Origin of the sequence: Inquilinus limosus (assembly GCF_002195995.1) — a bacterium.
Classification (GTDB): Bacteria; Pseudomonadota; Alphaproteobacteria; order DSM-16000; family Inquilinaceae; genus Inquilinus; species Inquilinus limosus_C.
In genome coordinates this window covers 8604-30862 of sequence record NZ_NHON01000032.1, presented here as the reverse complement: position 1 = coordinate 30862, position 22259 = coordinate 8604, and the positions used below count along the sequence as shown (strand labels likewise).

Genomic DNA, 22259 nt, shown 5'->3' with positions numbered 1-22259 from the left:
ATTGCGAGCGTAGCGAAGCAATCCAGGGGCCAGTGCGAACCGGCCCCTGGATTGCTTCGTCGGCTCCGCCTCCTCGCAATGACGGCGAGGAGGTTGGGAAATGCAACGGGCGCCCCGAAGGCGCCCGTTTTCGTTGCGGCCGAGCGAAAACCTCAGTCCAGCGACTCGTCCATGGCGAAGCCACCGCGGCCGTCGAGGGTGAAGCGGCCCTCCTGCATAGCCTTGACCCAGCGGGCCGAGCGCTCGAGCCCGCCGAAGGCGAACAGGTGCAGCTGGGCCAGGCCGCAGCCCGGCTCCTTGGCGCGGTAGTCGGCCAGCTCGGTCAGCAGCTTGTCGGGCACCGACACCGAGGCCAGCTTGGCGATGTTCATCGCCTGCCGGGTCAGGAACCGCATCGACGGGCCGACGCCGCACATCGCGGCATAATGGATCAGGCTCTTCAGCTTGGCCGGGCCGGCCAGGCCGAGATGGATCGGCAGCGCGTTGCCGGCGCGGCGCAGCGCGCGGTCCCAGGCGATGATCGCCTCGGCGTCGAAGCAGAACTGCGTGGCGATGTAGAGGTCGGTGCCGGTCGCCTTGGCATAGGCGTTCTTCTCGGCGACGGCGCGGGCGATTTCCTCCGCCGGGATGTCCTTGCTGCCCTCGGGGTGGCCGGCGACGCCGATGGTCCGGACGCCGTGCCGCTGCAGCAGGCCGGTCTCCAGCACCTGCATCGACCGGTCGAACGGGCCGACGGGCGACGACACGCCGCCGCCGATCACCAGCACCTGGTCGACCCCGGCCTCGCCGGCGAGGCGGCGGAGGTAGTCGTCGAGCTGGGCCCGGCTCTCCAGGCTGCGGGCGGCGATATGCGGCACCGGCACCAGGCCCTCGCCGCGCAGCCGCGCCGCGGTCTGCACGATCTCGCCGAGATCGGCGCCCGGCAGCATGGTGATGTAGACGCGGGTGCCGGCCGGCAGATGCGCGCTGAAGCTGGCGGTCTTGGCGGCGATGGCGGGCGCGGTCTCGATCGAGAGGTCGCGGAACAGGTCGACCACCGCCGTCTTCGGCGTCGGCAGCGAGACAACCTTGGCGCCCGACCGATTGAACCCCAGCATTCACCGTCCTCCGTGAGCACGGCGCCATCACCGGCGCTTGGGTGACAACATGGTGATGCCGGGGGCTTCGCGCTGCGTCGCGGACGACCGGAACTGTCCGGAAGGCGACACCGCGGCGTGATTGCGACAGGCTGCGGCGGCCATGGTATCCCCATGTCCGAAATGGTCGGCTGGTGACCTGGGCCAGCGATGATGGAGAACCGGATGCGCGCCCCGCTGCTGCTGATCCCCGCTGTGCTGCTGGCCGGCGTCGCCTCGCCCGCTTTGGCCTTCGACTGCGCCAAGGCACGGACGCCGCTGGAGAAGACGATCTGCGCCGACCCCGCCGCGAGGCAGGCCGACGACGCCATGGGCGCCGCCTACATCGCGGTGCAGGCTGCGTCGGGCAAGGCCGAGAGCCAGGCGCTGCTGCGCAACCAGCGCGCCTGGCTGCAGCGGCGCCAGAGCGTCTGCCGCGACTGGAGCCAGACCGAGCCGGTCTTCGACGGCGCCTGCCTGGCGCGCGAGACCCGGGCCCGCGGCCGCCTGCTGGCCGGCTATGCGGAGCATGAGGGCCCGGGCGCCCTGCGCTTCCGCCCGACCTTCAGCGAGCGGATCGACCCGAAGCGCAAGGTCGAGGTGTCGATCGCCGTGCCGCAGCTCGCCGCCGGGGCCGAACCGGCGCCGGGGCTTGACGCGCTGCTGGGGGCGACGGCGGGGGCCGCGGACGACCCGGCCGACGACGATCCGCGCTACAGCTACGACGCCGGCTATGCGATCACCTACAACAGCGGCGAGCTGGTGTCGGTGGTGTTCGACATTTATGTCGACCACGGCGGCGCGCATGGCCAGGGCGTGCAGGCCGCCGCCAATTACAGCCCGGCACTGGGGCGGGCGCTCAAGGTCGACGACCTAGGGCATCGCCGCCCTGACCGGGCGCTGCCGCGCCCTGCTGCGGCAGGAGAAGCTGAAGCGCGGCGCCACACCCGACATGGTCGACGGCGACCTGACCGAGCAGGCGGTGGCCGACGGCATCCGTTCGATCGAGGCCTGGCAGTTCCGCGGCGACGCCGTCGCCATCCACTACGACGCCTATGCCATCGGCGCCTATGCCGAGGGGCCGTATGACTGCGTCCTGCCCTGGGCCGAGATCCGCCGGGCGGCCAAGCCGGGGGCGCCGCTGCCGAAGGGTTAGCGCCGGGCTCGCCCGCGGGTGCCAGGACGCCAGTCCTTTGGCATAGTGGGCGGCGGAAGCGGATCCGCGCATGAGGTCCGCCCGCACCGAAGGGGGACCCCATGCCCAAGACAGCGCCGCGCGCCTGCCTGGCCGCGCTCCTGACCGCCCTGCTGCTTCCCGGTGGCGGGGCCTCCGCCGAGGACCCGGCGGCCTGGCCGACCCGGCCGGTCACCGTCATCGTGCCCTTCGCGCCCGGCGGCAACACCGACCTGTTCGGCCGGCTGCTGGCCGACGAGATGACCAAGACCTTCGGCCAGCCCTTCGTGGTCGAGAACAAGCCCGGCGCCGGCGGCGGCATCGGCACCGAGGCGCTGGCCCAGGCCGAGCCGGACGGCTACACGCTGGGCATGGGCACGGTCGGCACCCATGCGATCAATCCGTGGGTGTTCAAGGATCTGGGCTATGACGCCGAGGCCGATTTCGCGCCGGTCTCCCTGGCCGCGACGCTGCCGAACCTGCTGGTGGTCAACCCGTCCTTCCCGGCCAGGTCGGTGCCGGAGCTGATCGCGCTGCTGCAGGCCGAGCCGGACAGCCACAGCTACGCCTCCTCCGGCTTCGGCACCTCGATCCACCTCGCCGCAGCGGCCTTCGAGATCCATGTCGGCTCGCACATGACGCATGTGCCCTACAAGGGCAGCGCCCAGGCGCTGGGCGACGTCGTCGCCGGCCATGTCGACATGATCTTCGACAACATCCCGACGGCGATGGAGCAGGCCCGCGCCGGCACCGTGCGGCCGCTGGCGGTGACCGGGCTGGAGCGCACGGCGGTCCTGCCGGACGTGCCGGCGATGGCGGAGTTCATCCCCGGCTTCGACATCACCTCCTGGCAGGGTCTGCTGGCGCCGGCCGGGACGCCGCCGGCGATCGTCGAGAAGCTGAGCGCCGAGACGCAGCGGATCATGCGCCTGCCCGAGATCCGGGCCCGGATCGAGCCGCTGGGCGCCAGGCCGATCGGCAGCACCGCCGCGGAGTTCACCGCCTACATCAAGAGCGAGAAGGCCCGGTACAAGCCGATCGTCGAGGCCTCCGGCGCCACCGCGCAGTAGCCGTCAGCGCTGCTCCGCCGCGATGCGCAGCCCCAGCGCGATCAGCAGGATTCCGGTGACGCCCTCGATGGCGCGGCGGATGCGCGGCCGGCGCAGCACGTCGCCGGCCCTGGCCACCGCCACGGCATAGGCGGCGAGCCAGAGGAAGGTCATCAGGCTGAAGACCAGGCCGAGGGCCAGGAAGGCGGTGAAGGCCGGCTGGCCCGCCGGCACGAATTGCGGCAGCAGGCTGGCGAAGAACACCGCCATCTTCGGGTTGCCGAGGTCGCTGACCAGCCCCTGGCGGAAGGCGGCGCCGCGGCCCAGGCGCCGCGCCGGACGGGCGGTGATGGCGGCAGATCCCAGTTCCGGCCGCCAGGCGGCGCGCAGCGCGTGCAGGCCGAGCCAGACGAGATAGGCGGCGCCGGCATATTTCACCGCCAGGAACAGCGGCTCGGACGCCACCAGCAGCGCGACGATGCCGAGGCTGGTGGCGAAGGCCCAGACCGCCTGCCCGACCGAGACGCCGAGGGCGGTGACGATGCCTCCGGCGCGGCCGCCGAGCAGGGCGTTGCGCACGGTCACCGCGGTGTCGGGGCCGGGCGTGACGATGACCAGCGCCGACACGCCGAGAAACGCCAGGACCGAACTCGCCAGCATCGCCGTCCTCCTGTTCCGCCGATCGGTCGACGGTAGCGGCGGGAGCCGAGGAGAGTCGAGTCGGCCATTCCCCAACCGTCATTGCGAGGAGGCGAAGCCGACGAAGCAATCCAGGGGCCGATGCGCAGCGGCCCCTGGATTGCTTCGCTGCGCTCGCAATGACGATATTGGGAGTTGCGAAGCCCCCTCACCGTCCCCCAGGCCGCACCCCGAAGCTCGCCAGGAACCCCAGCGTCCCCAGCAGCGCGGCGATGCCGAAGACCCAGGTGGCGGCGTGGATGATCGCGGCCGGGGTCAGCGCCGCGGCCATGCCGGCCTCGTTGGCAACCAGCCCCGCCATCGCCGCGCCGATGGCATAGCCGCCGGATTGCAGCGTCGGCAGCAGGGCCGAGGCGGAGTCGCGCTCGCCGGGCCGCGCCGCCTCCATCACCGCCTGGCTGAGGAAGGCCCAGGAGATGCCGAAGCCGGTCCCGATCAGCACCTGGCACAGCATCAGCAGCCAGGGCTGGCCGGTGACCAGCGCCGCCATCACCCCGAGCAGGCCGAGGGCCAGCAGGGCCGGCCCGAGGCGGATCAGCCGGCGCTGCGCCTGCGGCCGGACGATGCCGGCGACCAGCACGGCCGAGCCGCTCCAGGACAGCGCCATCAGGGCGCTGACATAGCCGGCCATGGTCGGGCCGTAGCCCCAAAGATGCTGGATGGTGATGTTGAGATAGACGGTGGTGGCGGCCTGGGCCACCGGCATCAGCAGCACCACCCACAGGCCGGCGCCGACCGTGGACCCGAAGGTGAAGGCGTCGGACGGGAACAGCCGGTCGCGGCTGCGCCGGTCGGCCAGCACCACGGCGGCCAGCAGCAGCAGCGCCCCGGCGACGCAGGCCGCCGCCTGCCAGCTGTGCGGCACGATGCCGGCGACCGAGACCAGCATGATGCCGGCGGCGCAGCCGGAGAGGCGCAGCACCGGCACAGTGCCGCCGCCGCGCCGGTCGTCCTCGGCCGGCACCACCAGCCCGACCAGGGCGATGAAGATCGCGATCAGCGGCACATTGACCAGGAAGGCGGCGCGCCAGGACACATGCTCGGTCAGCACGCCCGACAGCAGCGGCCCGCCGAAGGCGGCGGCGGCCCAGACGATCGCCTCCGCCCCGAACACCTTGGGCATCAGCCGCGACGGGAACATCTCCGGGATCAGAGCGTAGCAGACGGCGGCGACCACCCCCTCCCCCGCGCCCTGGAACAGCCGGCCGACCAGCACCACCGGCATCGACGGGGCGAAGCCGCAGACCAGCGTGCCGGCCAGGAAGGCCAGCGCCGCCAGCAGCAGCGCCGGCCGGGTGCCGAGGCGCTGCTTCAGCATCGCCGCGGCGGCGCCGCCGACGATGGCGGCGACCAGATAGACGGTGAAGGCCCAGCTGATCAGCCCGACGCCGCCGAGCTCGGTCACCGCGGTGGGCAGGGAGGTCGAGACCAGGAAGGTGTTGAGCGCGTAGAGCGCCACGCCCAGGCACAGCGTGGCGACGGTCGCGGCATAGCGCCGGGTCAGCAGCTCGCCCCACCGGCCGTCGATCGTCTCCTCCATGACCCGCTCTTTTTTGCAAGTTTATTCTTGTTATATCCAACCGGTCGAAAGAGCAACCGCTTTGCGGCTCCGCGGCCGGCGGCACCAACGGGCCGACGGAGATGAGGTCGAACGCCATCAACCCCGTCGGCTATGGCGACGGATCATGCCGGTGATCGGCTGCTGCGCGAGCGCGTGGGGCGGGACGTGCGCGAGTTCCAGGCCGGCCTGCGCCGTCTCCTCCTCTCCTGGAGGCCCGTGCCCCTACCCCGGCCGGGCGATCCGGTACAGCACATGCGGCCGCAGCGTGTCGCCCGGCGGCACGGTGACGTCCTCGAAATCGCCGCCGGCGACATGGGCCAGGCCCAGCCGCTCCATGGCGCGGCGCGACGGGGTGTTGATGGCGGAGGTGTAGCCGATCACCGCCGGCAGGCCGAACCGGGTCCAGGCGGCGTCGAGGCAGGCCAGCCCGATCTCGGTGGCATAGCCCTGGCGCCAGAAGGCGCGGCCCAGGATCCAGCCGATCTCGGCCGGATGATGCCCCGGCACCTCGGGGCCCGGGCGCGACAGCCCGGCGCCGCCGACCAGCGCGCCGTCTTCCTTGCGCTCGACCGCGACGAAGCCGAAGCCGTCCTGTGCCAGCGCGGCCGCCGCCTCGTCGATCACGGCGCCGGTCTCGGCCGGCGTCAGCACGCTCGGATAGTAGTAGCGGCGGACCTCCGGATCGGCGTTGATCGCGGCGAAGCCCGCGCGGTCGCGGTCCTCCCAGGGACGCAGGATCAGCCGGGGAGTCTCGAGTCGCATGATCGATGCTCCGCCCGGCCGGAGACCGGAGGGGTCTCTTATTCCAGCATCCCGAGGGCCTGCTTGTAGAGGTCGAGCAGCTCTTCCTGCTCGCGCCGGTCATCCTGCTCCATCTTCCGCAGGCGGATGATCTGGCGGATGATCTTGGCGTCGAAGCCGGTGCCCTTGGCCTCGGCATAGACATCCTTGATGTCGCCCGCGATCCCCGCCTTCTCCTCCTCGAGCCGCTCGATGCGCTCGATGAACGACTTCAGGCGATCCGCGGCGATACCACCGACATCCGACATGGCAGGTCCTCAACAGGGTCTTTCAGGGCGCGGGACCATAAAGCGGCCGGGCCGGCCCGGCAAGCGGCCTGTCCCGGCCCAGCGCCGGCGCGGGGGTCCGGGTGATGGGAGTCACGTTTGGTCGGCCCGATTCGCCTTCCCCAATCGTCATGGCGAGCCCCGAAGGGGCGTGGCCATCCAGGGCCGCTCGCACCGGCCCCTGGATGGCCACGTCGCTACGCTCCTCGCCATGACGAGGTGGTGGGACCGCCGACGAGAGACGCCGCCCCTCAGTGCTTGTTCGCCGCGTCGAACGCCTGCTTCTGGCCGGCCGAGGCGTCCTTCTGGTGCCTGGCCTTCCAGCTCTCATACGGCTCGCCATAGACGATCTCGCGTGCCTCGGCGTCCGGCAACGGAATGCCCCGCTGCTCCGCCGCCTCGCGGTACCAGCGCGACAGGCAGTTGCGGCAGAAGCCGGCCAGGTTCATCAGGTCGATGTTCTGCACGTCGGTGCGCTGGCGCAGATGCTCGACCAGGGTGCGGAAGGCGGCGGCCTCCAGCTCGGTGCGGGTCTTAGCGTCGATCTCGGTCATGACTGTGTCCACGGGTTCCGGAATTCAGATGTAGGGCGTCAGGCCGCTGCCTCCAGCCCCTCCTTGGTCTCCAGGATCAGCCGGTCGACCACGCGGCGCAGCGCCTCGGCCTCGTCAGCGCCGCCGGCCAGGGCCTCGTAATAGGCCGCGAGCTGGCGGTGGGCGGAGGTGCCGCGGGCCAGGATGGTGCGCGCGTTGGCGATCTCGGCCTCGCAGCCCAGCGCCGCCGCATCCTCCGCCACCATCACCAGCACCTCCTCCAGCAGCTCGGCATAGGGCACCAGCTTGCCCTTGCCCCAGTCGATCAGCCCTTCCTCGAAGCCGTAGCGCATGGCGCGCCAGCGATTCTCCTCGATCAGCACGCTGCGGTAGCGGCGCCAGGCGATGTTCTGGGCGCGCAGGCGCCACAGCATGCGCAGCAGGCACTGGTAGAGGGCGGCGACCGTCAGCCCGTCCTCGACCCGGGTGCAGACATCGGTGACCCGCATCTCCAGCGTCGGGAAGCGGGCGGAGGGGCGGATGTCCCACCAGATCTTGCTGCCGTCCTCGATCACCCCGGCCTGGACCAGCGCCGCCAGCGCCGCCTCGTATTCGCCATAGCTCTGGAACTCCTCCGGCATGCCGGTGCGCGGCAGCTCCGAGAACACGGCCAGGCGGTAGGATTTCAGCTTGGTGTCGGTGCCCTGCCAGAATGGCGAGGAGGTGGTCAGCGACAGCAGATGCGGCAGGAAGTACCGGATCTGCCGCATCAGGTCGATGCGCAGATTCGGGTCCTCGATCCCGGCATGGACATGGGTGCCGCAGATCAGCAGGCGCCGCACCGGCACGCCGAGGTCGCGCGCCAGCTGGTCGTAGCGGCTGCGGTCGGTGTGCTTCTGCGGCCGCCAGGTGCCGAAGGGGTGGGTCGAGGCCGCGATCAGCGCCAGGCCGTGCCGCTCCGCCTCCTCCACCACCGAGCGGCGCAGCCGGGTCAGCTCGGTCCGCGCCTCGGCGATGCTGCGGCACACCGGGGTGCCGACCTCGACCTGGCAGCGGAAGAATTCGCGGGCGACGGCGCCCTCGTGCCGGTTCTCCAGCGCCTCCACCAGCTCCGGCGGCGGGTCGGGCACCAGGTCGCGGCTGACCGGGTCGACCAGCAGGTACTCCTCCTCGATGCCGAGGGTGAGGGCGGGTTCGGTCATGCGACGGCCTGCAGGGGCTGGTACAGGGCCGGGTCGGCCAGGATCGGGGCGAAGATCTCGGCCATCCGGTCGGCCCAGGCCGCGGCCGCCGCATCGGCGGCGATCAAATCCTGCCGCATCTCGATCAGCACATGCGGCAGGCCGCGCGGCTCGGCGTGGTGATGGATGGTGTAGCCGTGCTCGTTGCGGCCGGAATAGGGCTGGTTGTCGCCGACCGTGATCTCCGGGTCGCGGCGCAGTGCCTCCATCAGCGGCAGCGGGATGCGGCCGTCGTCGCGCCACAGCACCCCGACCTGCCAGGGCCGGGCGAAGCCGCGCATCACCGGCGTGAAGCTGTGCAGCGACAAGAGGGCCGGGGCCGGGCAGCGCGCGGCGATCCGGTCCAGCTGCGCGGCGATGGCGTCGTGATAGGGGAGGAAGAAGGCGTCGGCCCGCGCCGCCTCGTCCTCGGGCGTCAACCTGGCGTTGCCGGGCACGATCGCGCCGTCGCTGATGGCGCAGATCGAGGTCGGGTCGTCGAGCTGCCGGTTGGGGTCGAGGATCAGCCGCGAATAGCGGTGCAGCAGCAGCGTCGCGTCCAGCCGCTCGGCCAGCCGGCGGGAGAACGCCTCGATGCCGATATCGTAGGCGACATGGCGGTCGAGCGCCCCGGGATCGACGCCGAGCGTGCCGAGGGATTTCGGGAAGGCGCGGCCGGCATGGTCGGCGACCAGCAGGGCGCAGGCCTTGCCGTCGGGGTTCACCAGCTCGAAGGGCGGCGGGTCGTCGGGTCCGAGGAGCATCATCGCCGAGACCCTAGCAGGGCGCCGCGAGGCTGTGGAGAGCGCGACGCAACGCCAGGGTGCGCTCGCCAGAATTGTCAGACATGATATGACTGAGGCGACCAACCCGTCACGCCAGCCGAGGTGACATCATGACCACCCTTTCCGCCCTGCCCGTCTTCCCGGATCTCGCCGGCAAGGCCGTCCTGATCACCGGTGCCAGCACCGGCATCGGCGCCGCCGCCGCACGCGCCTTCGGCCAGAACAAGGCCAGGGTGGCGGTGAACTACAATTCCAGCCGCGAGGCGGCGGAGGCGGTGGTCGCCGATATCAAGGCCGCCGGCGGCGAGGCGATCCTGGCCCCGGGCGACGTGACCAAGCCCGAGACGGCGCAGCTTCTGATCGAGCAGACCGTCGCCGCCTTCGGCCGGCTGGACGTGCTGGTCAACAATGCCGGCGCGCTGGTCAAGCGCACCCCGGTCGCGGAATACACCGACGAGTTCGTCGACGCGGTGCTGGACGTCAATGTCCGCCACGTCGTCCGCTTCATGCGCGAGGGCGCGGTGCAGATGCGCAAGCAGGGCGGCGGCGGATCGATCATCAATCTCAGCTCGATCGCGGCGCGCCACGGTGGTGGCCCGGGCTCGGTGATCTACGCCGCGGCCAAGGGCTTCGTCGCCGTCGCCACCCGCGGCTGGGCCAAGGAGCTGGCGAAGGACAGCATCCGGGTCAACGCGATCTCCCCCGGCGTCATCACCACCCCGTTCCACGAGCGCTTCTCGACCGCGGAGCAGCTGGCGGCGATGCAGGCGACCATCCCGATGAACCGGCTGGGGACCTCCGAGGAGTGCGCCGCCGCCTTCCTCTACCTCGCCTCCGAGGCCGCCGGCGGCTACGTCACCGGCCAGATGATCGAGATCAACGGCGGCCAGTACATGCCGTGAGGCCTGAGCCAGGACACTCGCACACCATCCCTCACCGTCATTGCGAGGCGGCGAAGCCGACGAAGCAATCCATCGGTCCGCAAGAGCGGCTGCATGGATTGCTTCGCTACGCTCGCAATGACGGTTCCGGGAAGTCTGAAAAGGTCTCGCAAGCGGGAGAGGCAACGCTCCCGTCACTTCCAGTCGGTGCTGCTGCTCTCGCCATTCAGGAAGGGCATCACCGTCGCCGGCAGCTGCGGCGACAGGAAGATGTCGTAATGGGTGACGCCGGGCAGGATCGCCAGGCGGTTCTTCGACATGTGCTCGCGCTGCCAGCCGGCGTCGCGCAGCCCGCCGCCGAGCAGCTGGTAGAACTTCACCACATGCTCCGGCCGGTACATGTCGCTGTCGCCGAAGACCAGCATCACTGGCATGGTCAGCTTCGGCACATCCGCGGAGAAGTCATAGGGCTTGCGCATCAGCGCGCCCATGGCGTCGAGCAGCCGCGGGAAGTCCTCCGGCTTCGGCGCCACCGCGACATAGGAGGTGTACATCGGCGTGTTCTTCATCATCTCGGCCATGCCGGCGCCGACCGCGGCCTGCTGCGGCAGCATCTCCGGATAGAAGCCGTCCTGGGCGTAGCCGGCCGAGACCAGGGCCAGGCGGCGCACCATCTCCGGATGCTGCACCGCCAGCTGGAAGGCGACGCCGCCGCCCAGCGAGTAGCCCAGCACGTCGGCCTTCCCGATGCCGATCTGCCGCAGCACCGACGCCATGTCTGCGCCCATCGCCACCAGGTCGATCGGCCGGTCGCCCAGCGGCGTGCGGCCATGGCCCTGCAGGTCGACGGCGATGACCTGGCGCTTCGCCGCCAGCGCCGGCAGCAGCGGCCGGAACATGTCGATCGAGCCGAGGCCGCCATGCAGCAGCAGCAGCGGCTCTCCCTGGCCCTGGACCTCGTAGTAGTAGCTGATGCCGCCGGCCTCGGCATGGCCGCTGCGGATGGCCGCGTCCTGGGCGCGGGCGGCGGGCGCGGCGGCCAGCGCCGCCATCGCGAGAACACCGGACAGGATCGTCTTCAGCATGTCGGGCTCCATCCCTGGCTGGCGGATCGCTGTCCGCCGTGATGCGATGGCCCAAGGACGCCGCCGCCCGGGCGGCCCCGACATCGGCCCTGAAAAAAGTTCAGAGACCGTTTGGAAATGCGCTGGCGTGAGTCGGCCGGCGGCGGCTTCGAGAACCGGAGCGCAGCGGACGTTATAGTCCGTGAGCACCGGAAGCGCAGAAGCCGCCGTCAGACGGCCGCGCCAGTAGCATTTACGGACGGTCTCAGGGCGTTTCGTAGACGAAGATCCGCGATTGGCCGTCCTCCGGCATCGCGGTCAGCCGCAGCCCCTCCTGCGTCGCCTCGACCAGCACCGGGTTGCGGGTCATGGCAGTGCCGTCCTCGGTCCACAGCAGCACCGGCACCTGGAAGGTCGGCCGGCCGGCGGCGAGGTCGACGATCTCGATCCCGCCCAGGCCGAAGACCGGCGCATCCGGCGTGCGGCGGAACTCGGTGATGCCGGTGCAGATGGCGCGGCCGACCGGCAGATAGGCGCAGTCCTGGTAATCGAGATAATGCTCGGGGTTCAGCGTGACGGTCGGCGGCGTCGAGGCGTCGACCTTGCCCTCGGCGTCCAGGCGCCAGGTGTAGAAGCGGCGCGAGCCCCAGCTGACGCCGTGCAGCGTGTTGTGATCGGTGTCGTGCACCAGCCCGCCGATGTGGTCGTCGGCGCGGCCGACCTCCACCGCCTCCAGGGTCTTCGGGTCGACCCGGTACAGGATCGAATGGCTGTTCGGCCGGTATTCGGCGACCGGCACCCACAGCCAGCGCCCGTCATAATCGACGCCGCCGGGATGGTAGATCGAGCCTTCGCCGATCGTGGCATGGCCGACCTGCCGGCCCTGGGCGTCGAGCTTGAACAGATGCCCGGTGCCCTGGCCGGCATCGCGGTCCATGCCGTCCCTGGGCTGGTCGTAGCGCTTGGTCGGCACGGTGATCTCGACCGAGGAGAAGACCAGCGCGTCGCCGGTGCGGGCGAAGCCCTGCGGATGATAGGTCTGGAACGGCACCGGGATGGTCTCGACCAGCCGCCAAGGGGTCGAGCGCGACAGCCCCTCGATCCGCTGGCCCAGCATGTCGGGACCGGCCGCGAGAGCGGTGGCTGCGGTGGCGGCGGCCAGGAGGATCCCGGCGGCCGGGGCGGCGAAGCGATGCATGGCGAATCCCCCATTGTGCGGCGGGCGCATCCTGCCGCCGCGCCGTGACGGTTTGATGATGGCATGCCATCGCCCGGCCGGCCCGCGCGGCGCGCCGGTCTCCCCTGCGCGCCCCGCCATGGCCGGTGAAGGGCCAGGCGGACTAAGCCGCCGCATCATGAGCGAGGCCGTCCTGTCCCCCTCCCCCGCCCAGCGCTTGGCGCTGCCCGCCCTGCTTCTGGGCGGGCTGGCGATCGGCAGCTCGCCGATCTTCGTGCGGTTGTCGGAGGTCGGGCCGGTGACGACGGCGGTGTGGCGCACCGCCCTGGCGCTGCCGATCCTGTTCCTGTGGTACCGGGCGGAGCGGGCGCGCGGCGAGGCGGCGCGGCCGGGGAGCCTGGCCGACTGCATCGCCCTGGTCCTGCCCGGCCTGTTCATCGCCGCCGACCTGGTGGCCTGGCACTGGGCGCTGACCATCACCTCGGTCGCCAACGCCACTCTCTTGGCCAATCTGGCGCCGATCTTCGTCACCCTGGGCGCCTTCGCCCTGTTCGGCACGCCGATCCGCCCGATCTTCGCCGCCGGCCTGGCCGTGGCCATCGCCGGCGTGGTGGTACTGAAGGGCGGCGGCTTCGGCGACGGCCACCTGGCCGGCGACGGCCTGGCCGCGCTGGCCGCCGTGTTCTACGGCGGCTACATCCTGGCGGTCGGCCGGCTGCGCGACCGCTTCTCCGTCGCCACCATCATGCTGTGGACCAGCGCCGTCGCCGCCGCGGCGACGCTGCCGCTGGCGCTGCTGATGGAGCCGGTGTTCCTGCCCTCGACCCTGTATGGCTGGGCCGTGCTGCTGGGCCTGTCCTGGGTCTCGCAGGTCGCCGGGCAGAGCCTGATCACCTACGCCCTGGCCTGGCTGCCGCCGGCCTTCTCCTCCCTCACCCTGCTGATCCAGCCGGTCGCGGCCGCCGCCCTGGCCTGGATCGTCCTTGCCGAGCCGCTGGGCCCGCTGCAGGGGCTGGGCGGCGCCCTGGTGCTGGCCGGCATCCTGCTGGCGCGGAAGGCCTGACCGATGACCGAGGCCCGCCTCACCCTCAGCCTGCTGCCGGAGACGCTGGCCGTGGCCCGGCTGCCGGCCGGCGCGGCGCTGCCCGGCTGGGTCGACTGGTCCGACCCCTTCGTCACCGTCAGCCGCACCCGCGACGAGCTGTCGGTCGTCTGCCCCGAGGCGCGGGTGCCGGCGGAGACGCGGGCCGAGCGCGGCTGGCGCGGCTTCAAGGTCGAGGGGCCGCTGGACTTCGCCCTGACCGGCATCCTGGCCCGACTCGCGGCGCCGCTGGCCGAGGCCGGCATCAGCATCTTCGCGATCTCGACCTACGACACCGACTACCTGCTGGTCCGGACGGGCGACCTGGAGGCCGCGACGTCGGTGCTGCAGCGGGAAAACACGGTGCGTGTCTGAGCCGCAACACCGGCCGCGAAGACCGGGATTTCCGCGGAGAACCGGGCCGCGACGAAATATTAAGTCCGCGTAATATCCGAATCTCCGCGCACTTTCGACGTTGGCGAAGGGCCGCGGATATGGTTTCTTCCCGGCGGTCGGCGCGGCCGGGCCGAGGGACGGATCAACCGTGCCCGGGCCTGGCGACGCCGGCCCGTGATCCGGGAGTTCAGCCATGCCCAAGAAGCGCCCGTCGTTCCGCCGCACGCGCCAGACCAAGATCGTCGCCACGCTGGGGCCCGCCACCAGCTCGGCCGAGGCGATCCGCAAGCTGTTCGAGGCGGGCGTCGACGTCTTCCGGCTGAACTTCAGCCATGGCAAGCAGGAGGACCACGCCGCCCGGCTGGCCCTGATCCGCGAGGTCGAGCGCGACTTCGACCACCCGATCGCGGTGATGGCCGACCTGCAGGGCCCGAAGCTGCGCCTCGGCACCTTCGCCGACGGCCCGGTCAAGCTGACCGAGGGCCAGAGCTTCCGCCTGACGCTGCAGCAACGCGCGGGCGACGCCACCGGCGTGACCCTGCCGCATCCCGAGATCTTCGCCGCGCTGGAGCCCGGGCAGGCCCTGCTGCTGGACGACGGCAAGGTGCGCCTCAAGGTCGTCGATTGCGGCCCGGACTTCGCCGACACCGTGGTCGAGGCCGGCTCCCGCCTGTCCGACCGCAAGGGCGTCAACGTGCCGAACGCGGTGCTGCCGCTGTCGCCGCTGACCGAGAAGGACCGCGAGGATCTGCGCTTCGCCCTCGACATCGATGTCGACTGGGTGGCGCTGTCCTTCGTGCAGCGGCCGGAGGACATCGCCGAGGCGCGCAAGCTGATCGCCGGCCGCGCCCAGGTGATCGTGAAGCTGGAGAAGCCGGCCGCGATCCAGCATCTGGACGAGCTGGTCGAGCTGACCGACGCGGTGATGGTCGCCCGCGGCGACCTGGGTGTCGAGATGCCGGCCGAGGACGTGCCGTCGCTGCAGAAGCGGATCATCCGCGCCTCGCGCCAGGCCGGCAAGCCGGTGATCGTGGCGACCCAGATGCTGGAAAGCATGATCATGTCCCCGACACCGACCCGGGCCGAGGCCTCCGACGTCGCCACCGCGGTGTTCGACGGCGCCGACGCGGTGATGCTGTCGGCCGAGACCGCCTCGGGCGAATACCCGGTCGACGCGGTGATGATGATGGACCGCATCGCCCGGCGGGTGGAGACGGACCCGATCTACCGCACCATCCTCGACGCGGTGCATTACGACCCGGAGAACACGGCCGCCGACGCCATCACCGCCGCGGCGCGGCAGGTGGCGCACACCATCGGCGCGGTGGCGATCGCGACCTACACCACCTCGGGCTCGACCACGCTGCGCGCGGCGCGCGAGCGGCCGGAGGTGCCGATCCTGTGCCTGACCTCGAACCTGCAGACCGCCCGCCGCATGGGCCTGTGCTGGGGCGTGCATTCGGTGCACACCGAGGATGTCAGCAGCTTCACCGAGATGGTCGGCAAGGCCTGCCGCCTGGCCAAGCATGACGGCATCGGCACCGCCGGGCAGCGCATCGTGGTGACCGCCGGCGTGCCCTTCGGCACCCCCGGCAACACCAATGTGCTGCGCATCGCCTGGATCGAGGACTGAGCCCCATCGATAATGCACCTGGCGTGGCCGTCTGCTGGCGATTTTTCCGCTTCCGGTGCTCACGGGCCTTCATGCCCGCTGCGCTCCGGTTCTCAAAATCGCCACCAGCCAACTCACGCCAGCGCATTCTCGAAGGGGCTCAGATTTAGATGACCGACACCCCGCTCGCCGCCAACCAGGCCTTCTACGCCGCCCTCGCCCAGGGCGATGCCGCCGCGATGGAGGCGCTGTGGTCACGGCGGCAGCCGGTGGCCTGCATCCATCCGGGCTGGCCGGTGCTGGCGGGGCGCGAGGCGGTGATGAAGAGCTGGGCGTCGATCCTGCGCGACCCGCCGCGCATCGCGGCCGAGACGGCGCGGGTGCTGGATTACGGCGACAGCGCCGTGGTGCTGTGCATCGAGAAGATCGGCGACAACCGCCTGGCCGCCACCAATGTGTTCATCCGCGAGCCCGACGGCTGGCGGATGGTGCACCACCAGGCCGGCCCGACCCGCGAGGCCGCCACCCCGGCCAAGCCGTCCGGCACCATCCACTGAGCGGCGGGTCGTCGCGGGCGCCGCATACCGACGCCCGGCCTATAAGCCCGTCATGGCGAGCCCCGCAGGGGCGTGGCCATCCAGGGCAGCTCGCAACGGCCCCTGGATGGCCACGTCGGCTTCGCCTCCTCGCCATGACGGGAAGAAAGTCGGAAGGGTCGATCTCGCAAACCGGCCGGCCTCAGATCGGGTCGCCGGCCTGGAGCTTCCTGAGCTGCTCAAGCTGCTCTCGGGCCGTGGCCATCTGCGGGTCGATCGCCAGCACGCGCTGATAGGCGTCGATCGCGCCGGGGATGTCGCCGAGCTTGATCCGGCACAGGCCGAGCCCCGACAGCGCGCCGAAATGGCGGGGCTCGCGCGCCAGCACCTGGTCGATATCGGCGACCGAGCCGCGGATGTCGCCGCGCAGATAGCGCGCCGTCGCCCGGCGGTTCCAGCCCTCGGCATAGGCGGGGTCGCGCTGGATCACCGCGCTGAAGGCGGCCTCGGCCACGGCGTAGTCCTGATCCCCCATCGCGGTGTTGCCGCGCTCCAGCAGCCCCGGCACGTCCGGATCGCTGCCGTCATAGGCCAGCCAGACCTGCCAGATCTGGATCTGCAGCGCCGGCTCCTCCTCCGGCGCCGCCGACTTCAGCTGGGCGAACAGCGCATCCAGCCGGGCGGCGCGGTCCTGGGCCAGGGCCGGCACGGCGATGGCGAGCAGGAAAGCCGACAGCAGCAGGGCGAGACGGCGCATTGGAAAGAGATCGGTCCGATCCGGCCGCCCGGCAAGAGGCGAAGCCGGCCCGAACCGGTGCTTAAAGCGGGTAGCCGGCGAGATATTTGCGCATCCGCGCCGCCTGGCTCTGCGCCGGGGCGTAATGCGGGTCCAGCGCCAGCACCCGCTCGAAGGCGTCGAGCGCGGCCCGGTGGTCGCCCTGCACCGTCCGGCACAGGCCCCGGCCGAACAACGCCCCGAAATGCCGCGGCTCCAGCGCCAGGACGCGGTCGATGTCGCGCAGCGCGCCGTCGCAGTCGCCGCGCAGGAAGCGCGCCACCGCGCGGCGGTCCCAGCCCTCGATGAAGTCCGGTGCCCGCTCCACCACCCCGGTGAAGGCGGCCTCCGCCACCGGGTAGTCGCGCTGCTGCAGGGCGGCGTTGCCGCGCCGCATCAGGTCCGGCACCAGTGGATCGGCCCCCTCATAGTCCAGCCACAGGATCCAGATCTGCCGCTCCAGCCGCTGCGCCTCCGCCCCGTCGGCGGCGGTCCGCAGCTGGTCGAGAAGAGAATCGAGACGAGTCGGCGTGTCCGCCGCCGAGAGGGTCCCGCACGGCGCCGCAAGGATGGCCACAGCCAGGGCCAGGATGCGCAGCGCCTTCATAAACAGAAGATTGAGCCCCGTTGCTGAGAAGACAATCTCAAAAAATGCAGCAAGAGATGCAGCGGGCGGTGCATTGTCCTGCGTCCGGCGCAGGGGTCGCGATCGGCATCGCCGCCCGCTATAATCGCCCGGTCGATCGGATCGCTTCCGCCGGCCACGCAGGACTCCTCGCTCGAAGCTCGCCTGCGTTCTCGTGCCCAGCTTCGGGCGATCGCTTCCGACACGGCCTGCCATGTCCTCCCTGCCCGGCCGGCGCCTGCTGCCGCTGATGCTCGTGATGTTCCTGATCGGCGGCGCCGAGGTGGTGGCCGGCCCGATGATGGCGCCGATGGGCGACAGCTTCGCCGTGCCCGCGGCGCGGATCGCCTGGCTGCCCGCCAGCTATGCCCTGGTCTACGCCGCGATGGCGCCGCTGCTGGGCCCGCTGTCCGACCGGCTGGGGCGCAAGGCGCTGCTGCTGCCCGCTTTGGTCGGCTTCGGCATCGCCAATGCCGGGATCGCGCTGGCGCCGGTCTTCGCCATGGCGCTGCCCTGCGCCGCTTTGGCAGGGCTGAGCGCCGCGGCGATGGCGCCCAACGCCGTGGCCATCGTCGCCGATACCGTCGACGCGCCGCGCCAGCCCGCCGCCATGGGCCGGATCCTGGCCGGCCTGACCGTCAGCTTCGTCCTGACCCCGGCCGGCGCCGCCCTGGTCGCGGCGCGGCTGGACTGGCGCGTCGCCTATGCCGCGATGGCCGTGGGCGCCCTGCTGGCCGCCGCCGCCGTCGCCGCCATGCCCTTGCCGCGGCCGGAGGCGCGGCCGCATGCCGGCGTCGCCGTCAGCATCGGCGCGGCGTTCCGCCAGGCCGGGGCCGCGCCGCGACTGGCCGCCACCTTCCTGTGGCTCGGGGTCTCGATCGGCGTGATCACGGTGATGGCCGAGATCCTGCGCCGCCGCTACGGCCTGCCGATCGAGGCGCTGGGCCTGGCGCTCGGCCTGTTCGGCCTGGTCACCATCGCCGGCAACCTGCTGATCCCGGTGGCGGTGCGCCGCCTGGGCAGCCCGTCGCGGGCGGTGCTGGCGGGCATCGCCGGCACCCTGGCCGGCATCCTGGCGCTCGGCGTGCTGCCGCCCCTGCCGGCGCCGCTGGCCGTGGCGGCCGCGGCGCTGTGGGCACTGGGCTACGGCGTCGCCGGGCCGACGCATCAGGCCGTGCTGGCGGGGATGGCGGCATCGCTGCGCGGCACCACCGTCGCCCTGACCGCCAGCCTGGTCAATCTGGGCATTGTCGTCGTCGCCTTTGGCGCCGGGCGATTCTTCGATACGCTGGGGATCGAGGCGACCATCGGCGTCGCCGCGGCCGGGGTGGCGGCGGGCTTCGCCGTGCTGCTGGCGGCGGAGCGACGGCGCCCGGTCGCGACATAGGGTCTTTCGGCCGCGCCGGCGGAACCAAGCCGGCCTTCATTCCTTCCCTGGGCTGTGACCACACAGCGGAGACCGAGATGGTGTCACTGACAGGGCATCCCGATGCCGTTCCCACCCCGGACGCCGACGGCGCCGAGGGACGCGCCGCCGGCAAGCAGCCGCGGGCGCACGCCGAGGGACGCTTCAAGGGCCCCGCCGGGCGGATCGAGGATTACGCGATCATCGGCAATTGCCGCACCACGGCGCTGGTCGGCCGCGACGGGTCGATCGACTGGCTGTGCCTGCCGCGCTTCGATTCCGACGCCGTCTTCGCCCGCCTCTTGGGCGACACCGAGAACGGCCACTGGCAGATCGCGCCGGAGGGGGCCACCGCCGCCCGGACCCGCCGGCACTACCACGAGAACACGCTGGTGCTGGAGACCGAGTTCGAGACCGAGGCGGGCACGGTCGCGCTGATCGACTTCATGCCCTTCCCGCACCGCGAGGACGAGATCTCGATCGTCCGGCTGGTCGAGGGCCGCGGCGGCAGCGTGCCGATGCGGATGGAGGCAGCGTTCCGCTTCGACTACGGCCGCATCGTGCCGTGGGTGCGGCACCGGCCGGACGGCATCGTCGCCATCGCCGGCCCGGACGCGCTGCGCTTCCGCTCGCCGATCCCGCTGCATGGCGAGGCGATGAAGACGGTCGGCGACTTCACGGTCGAGGCCGGCGACCGGCTGCCCTTCATCCTGACCTGGTACCCGTCGCATCTGCCCGAGCCGGGCGGCATCGACCCGTTCCGGTCGCTGACCGACACCGAGACCTGGTGGCAGGGCTGGGCCCATCACTGCACCTATGACGGGCCCTATCGCGAGGCGGTGCTGCGCTCGGCCCTCACCCTCAAGGCCCTGACCTATGCGCCGACCGGCGGCATCGTCGCAGCCGCCACCACCTCGCTGCCCGAGGAGCTGGGCGGCGAGCGCAACTGGGACTACCGCTTCTGCTGGATCCGCGACGCGACCCTGACACTGTACGCCCTGCTCGGCGCCGGCTTCACCGAGGAGGCGGCGTCCTGGCGCGACTGGCTGCGCCGGGCCGCGGCCGGGCGGCCGGAGCAGCTGCAGATCATGTACGGCCTCGGCGGCGAGCGCCGGCTGACCGAGCTGGAGATCCCGTGGCTGGCCGGCTATGAGGGCAGCAAACCGGTGCGCATCGGCAACGGCGCCCACGCCCAGCTGCAGCTCGACGTCTATGGCGAGCTCTTGGACGCCATCCATGTCGCCCGCAAGAAGCACCTGACCCATCCGCACGACGCCTGGCGGGTGCAGCGGGTGCTGCTCGGCTATCTCGAGAAGATGTGGGACAAGCCGGATGAGGGGCTGTGGGAGATCCGCGGGCCCCGGCGGCATTTCGTGCACAGCAAGGTGATGGCCTGGGTCGCCTTCGACCGCTCGATCAAGGCGGTCGAGCAGTTCGGGCTGGAGGGGCCGGTCAAGGCCTGGCGGGCGTTGCGCGGCCGGATCCATGCCGAGATCTGCGCCAAGGGCTTCTCCGAGCACCGCAACAGCTTCACCCAGTCCTACGGGTCGGAGCTCCTGGACGCGGCGCTGCTGCAGATCCCGATGGTCGGCTTCCTGCCGCCGGACGACCCGCGGGTGATCGGCACGGTCGAGGCGATCGAGCGCGAGCTGACCATCGACGGCCTGGCCCGGCGCTACGAGACCGAGCACGGCGTCGACGGGCTGGCCGGCGAGGAAGGTACCTTCCTGGTCTGCAGCTTCTGGCTGGCCGACGCGCTGGCCATGATCGGCGCCACCGACCGGGCCACCGCACTCTACGAACGACTGCTCAGCCTGACCAACGATGTCGGGCTGCTGGCGGAGGAGTACGACCCGATCGTGCGGCGCCAGCTCGGCAACTTCCCGCAGGCCTTCAGCCATATCGGGGTGATCAACACCGCCCTGAACCTGGCCGAGCTCCGCGGGCCGGCCGAGGATCGCAGCCACAACGGGCATGGCACCGGCGAGCATGGCGCCCCTGCGGCCGAAGCGCAGTGAAACCGGCGGAAAGCTGCGCTAGGCTGCCGCGTCGTGTTTGAGAGACTTCCCGATGACCGCCCTGCTGGACGACACCGAGAGCACCGCCGAGCTGATGCGCCGCCTGGGCGCCGCCGCGCGCAGCGCCGCCGCCGCGCTGGCCCTGGCGCCGCGACCGCAGAAGGACGCGGCCCTCCTGGCGGCGGCGGCGGCGATCCGCGACGACCGCGACCTGATCCTGGCGGCCAATGCCGAGGACATGGAAGAGGCGCGGCGCAACGGCGTCGCCGGCTCCTTCCTCGACCGGCTGGCGCTGGACGAGAAGCGGATCGAGGCGATCGCCCAGGGGCTGGAGGCCGTGGCCGAGCTGCCGGACCCGATCGGCGACGTCCTGGCCGACTGGATCCGGCCGAACGGGCTGCGCATCCAGCGGGTGCGGGTGCCGCTCGGCGTCGTCGGCGTGATCTTCGAGAGCCGCCCCAACGTCACCGCCGACGCCGCGGCGCTGTGCCTGAAGGCCGGCAATGCCTGCATCCTGCGCTGCGGGTCGGAGAGCTTCCGCAGCTCCACCGCCATCGCCGCCGCGGTCGGCCACGGGCTGAAGAAGGCAGGGCTGCCGCGCAGCGCGGTGCAGCTGGTGCCGACCCGCGACCGCGCCGCGGTCGGCGAGCTCCTGGGCCTGACCGAGTTCGTCGACGTGGTGATCCCGCGCGGCGGCAAGTCGCTGACCGCCCGGGTCGCGGCCGACAGCCGGATCCCGGTGCTGTGGCACCTGGACGGCATCAACCACACCTATGTGCACGAGGCGGCCGACCCGGAGATGGCGCGGCGCGTCGTCTATAACGCCAAGATGCGGCGCACCGGCGTGTGCGGCGCCACCGAGACGCTGCTGATCGACCGCAGCGTCGCCGGGACGATGCTGCGGCCGATCCTGGACGATTTGATCGAGGCGGGCTGCGAGATCCGCGGCGACACCGCGGTGCAGGCGATCGACCCGCGCGTCCTCGCCGCCTCCGACGACGACTGGGACACCGAATATCTCGACGCCATCCTGTCGGTGAAGACGGTGGACGGGCTGGACGCCGCGATCGAGCACGTCAACCTGCACGGCAGCCACCACACCGACAGCATCGTCACCGCCGACGCGGCGGCGACCGAGGCGTTCCTGGCCCGGGTCGACAGCGCCATCGTGCTGGTCAACGCCTCGACCCAGTTCGCCGATGGCGGCGAGTTCGGCATGGGCGCCGAGATCGGCATCGCCACCGGCCGACTGCACGCCCGCGGTCCGGTCGGCACGGAGCAGCTGACGAGCACCAAATACCTCGTCCGCGGCACCGGCCAGACCCGGCCCTGAGCCCACGGACCGGCCTCGATTGCCCCTGCCCGCAATCCCCTTGCCTTCCACTCTCCCCCTCCCCTTGCGGGAGGGGGTAGGGGTTTGGCGCCGCATGAGCCGGCGGTCACACATCGCCTCTTTTGAGTCCCCCCTCCCCTTGCGGGAGGGGGG

At 71.5% G+C, this 22259-nt stretch carries 22 protein-coding genes and 1 pseudogene; 11 read left to right on the top strand and 12 right to left on the bottom strand.

The window, feature by feature from the left end; genetic code table 11:
- Positions 1 to 152: 152 nt before the first annotated feature.
- Positions 153 to 1097, bottom strand: coding sequence for a metFprotein (locus tag BWR60_RS17885; RefSeq protein ID WP_088152384.1), 945 nt, complete (start codon positions 1095 to 1097; stop codon positions 153 to 155).
- A 189-nt stretch (positions 1098 to 1286) separates the two neighbouring features.
- Here BWR60_RS17885 and BWR60_RS38995 point away from each other — a divergent pair.
- From BWR60_RS38995 to BWR60_RS17875, 3 genes and pseudogenes are all read left to right on the top strand, one after another.
- Positions 1287 to 1604 (top strand): annotated as a pseudogene (locus BWR60_RS38995) (lysozyme inhibitor LprI family protein); the annotation flags it as partial.
- A gap of 463 nt (positions 1605 to 2067) precedes the next feature.
- Positions 2068 to 2271 carry an RsiV family protein gene (locus BWR60_RS38990; protein WP_144445656.1) on the top strand — a complete coding sequence of 68 codons (204 nt, stop codon included), beginning with the start codon at positions 2068 to 2070 and terminating at the stop codon, positions 2269 to 2271.
- A gap of 101 nt (positions 2272 to 2372) precedes the next feature.
- Positions 2373 to 3359, top strand: coding sequence for a Bug family tripartite tricarboxylate transporter substrate binding protein (locus BWR60_RS17875; protein ID WP_088152382.1), 987 nt, complete (start codon positions 2373 to 2375; stop codon positions 3357 to 3359).
- Between the two features lie 3 nt (positions 3360 to 3362).
- Here the strand turns inward: BWR60_RS17875 and BWR60_RS17870 are convergent, their stop codons facing one another.
- From BWR60_RS17870 to BWR60_RS17840, 7 genes are all read right to left on the bottom strand, one after another.
- Positions 3363 to 3998, bottom strand: a complete 636-nt coding sequence (locus BWR60_RS17870) for a LysE family translocator (protein WP_088152381.1) — start codon at positions 3996 to 3998, stop codon at positions 3363 to 3365.
- A 187-nt stretch (positions 3999 to 4185) separates the two neighbouring features.
- Positions 4186 to 5577 carry an MFS transporter gene (locus BWR60_RS17865; protein WP_088152380.1) on the bottom strand — a complete coding sequence of 464 codons (1392 nt, stop codon included), beginning with the start codon at positions 5575 to 5577 and terminating at the stop codon, positions 4186 to 4188.
- A 243-nt stretch (positions 5578 to 5820) separates the two neighbouring features.
- Complete coding sequence (locus BWR60_RS17860; protein ID WP_218823568.1) at positions 5821 to 6360, bottom strand: GNAT family N-acetyltransferase; 540 nt, start codon at positions 6358 to 6360, stop codon at positions 5821 to 5823.
- Positions 6361 to 6398: 38 nt separating this feature from the next.
- On the bottom strand, positions 6399 to 6647 hold the full coding sequence (locus BWR60_RS17855; protein ID WP_034834984.1) for a DUF2312 domain-containing protein: 249 nt from the start codon (positions 6645 to 6647) through the stop codon (positions 6399 to 6401).
- Positions 6648 to 6916: 269 nt separating this feature from the next.
- A complete protein-coding gene (locus tag BWR60_RS17850; protein WP_088152378.1) occupies positions 6917 to 7219 on the bottom strand; it encodes a DUF1244 domain-containing protein in 303 nt (100 codons plus the stop codon).
- Between the two features lie 38 nt (positions 7220 to 7257).
- Complete coding sequence (locus BWR60_RS17845; RefSeq protein ID WP_088152377.1) at positions 7258 to 8400, bottom strand: carboxylate-amine ligase; 1143 nt, start codon at positions 8398 to 8400, stop codon at positions 7258 to 7260.
- Positions 8397 to 9185, bottom strand: a complete 789-nt coding sequence (locus tag BWR60_RS17840) for an N-formylglutamate amidohydrolase (protein WP_088152376.1) — start codon at positions 9183 to 9185, stop codon at positions 8397 to 8399. Before BWR60_RS17840 ends, BWR60_RS17845 begins: the two co-directional genes overlap by 4 nt.
- A 128-nt stretch (positions 9186 to 9313) precedes the next feature.
- Between BWR60_RS17840 and BWR60_RS17835 the strand changes: the two genes are divergently transcribed.
- Entirely contained in the window at positions 9314 to 10105 is a 792-nt protein-coding gene (locus BWR60_RS17835) for an SDR family NAD(P)-dependent oxidoreductase (protein ID WP_088152375.1), read from the top strand.
- Between the two features lie 173 nt (positions 10106 to 10278).
- Here BWR60_RS17835 and BWR60_RS17830 read toward each other — a convergent pair whose 3' ends face one another.
- Together BWR60_RS17830 and BWR60_RS17825 are read right to left on the bottom strand one after the other, a co-directional pair.
- Positions 10279 to 11169 carry an alpha/beta fold hydrolase gene (locus BWR60_RS17830; RefSeq protein ID WP_088152435.1) on the bottom strand — a complete coding sequence of 297 codons (891 nt, stop codon included), beginning with the start codon at positions 11167 to 11169 and terminating at the stop codon, positions 10279 to 10281.
- 244 nt (positions 11170 to 11413) lie between these two features.
- Complete coding sequence (locus BWR60_RS17825; RefSeq protein WP_088152374.1) at positions 11414 to 12346, bottom strand: DUF6454 family protein; 933 nt, start codon at positions 12344 to 12346, stop codon at positions 11414 to 11416.
- A 157-nt stretch (positions 12347 to 12503) separates the two neighbouring features.
- On the opposite strand from BWR60_RS17825, the gene BWR60_RS17820 reads away from it, so the two are divergent.
- From BWR60_RS17820 to BWR60_RS17805, 4 genes are all read left to right on the top strand, one after another.
- On the top strand, positions 12504 to 13388 hold the full coding sequence (locus BWR60_RS17820; RefSeq protein WP_179221825.1) for a DMT family transporter: 885 nt from the start codon (positions 12504 to 12506) through the stop codon (positions 13386 to 13388).
- Between the two features lie 3 nt (positions 13389 to 13391).
- The gene (locus tag BWR60_RS17815) at positions 13392 to 13781 is read left to right on the top strand and encodes an ACT domain-containing protein (RefSeq protein WP_088152373.1); all 390 of its coding nucleotides are present in this window, start codon (positions 13392 to 13394) and stop codon (positions 13779 to 13781) included.
- Positions 13782 to 13995: 214 nt separating this feature from the next.
- Entirely contained in the window at positions 13996 to 15435 is a 1440-nt protein-coding gene (gene pyk, locus BWR60_RS17810; protein ID WP_088152372.1) for a pyruvate kinase, read from the top strand.
- Between the two features lie 149 nt (positions 15436 to 15584).
- Positions 15585 to 15971 (top strand): nuclear transport factor 2 family protein, encoded by a 387-nt coding sequence (locus BWR60_RS17805; RefSeq protein WP_088152371.1) that lies wholly within the window; start codon positions 15585 to 15587, stop codon positions 15969 to 15971.
- A 181-nt stretch (positions 15972 to 16152) separates the two neighbouring features.
- Here the strand turns inward: BWR60_RS17805 and BWR60_RS17800 are convergent, their stop codons facing one another.
- Positions 16153 to 16707, bottom strand: a complete 555-nt coding sequence (locus BWR60_RS17800) for a tetratricopeptide repeat protein (protein ID WP_088152370.1) — start codon at positions 16705 to 16707, stop codon at positions 16153 to 16155.
- A gap of 61 nt (positions 16708 to 16768) precedes the next feature.
- Positions 16769 to 17332, bottom strand: a complete 564-nt coding sequence (locus BWR60_RS17795; protein ID WP_179221824.1) for a tetratricopeptide repeat protein — start codon at positions 17330 to 17332, stop codon at positions 16769 to 16771.
- A 232-nt stretch (positions 17333 to 17564) separates the two neighbouring features.
- Here BWR60_RS17795 and BWR60_RS17790 point away from each other — a divergent pair, with 232 nt between their 5' ends.
- The 3 genes from BWR60_RS17790 (at position 17565) to BWR60_RS17780 (ending at position 22106) form a co-directional block, all read left to right on the top strand.
- The gene (locus BWR60_RS17790) at positions 17565 to 18737 is read left to right on the top strand and encodes an MFS transporter (protein ID WP_088152368.1); all 1173 of its coding nucleotides are present in this window, start codon (positions 17565 to 17567) and stop codon (positions 18735 to 18737) included.
- A gap of 77 nt (positions 18738 to 18814) precedes the next feature.
- Positions 18815 to 20773 carry a glycoside hydrolase family 15 protein gene (locus tag BWR60_RS17785; RefSeq protein ID WP_088152367.1) on the top strand — a complete coding sequence of 653 codons (1959 nt, stop codon included), beginning with the start codon at positions 18815 to 18817 and terminating at the stop codon, positions 20771 to 20773.
- Between the two features lie 52 nt (positions 20774 to 20825).
- Positions 20826 to 22106, top strand: a complete 1281-nt coding sequence (locus BWR60_RS17780; RefSeq protein WP_088152366.1) for a glutamate-5-semialdehyde dehydrogenase — start codon at positions 20826 to 20828, stop codon at positions 22104 to 22106.
- Positions 22107 to 22259 lie beyond the last annotated feature (153 nt).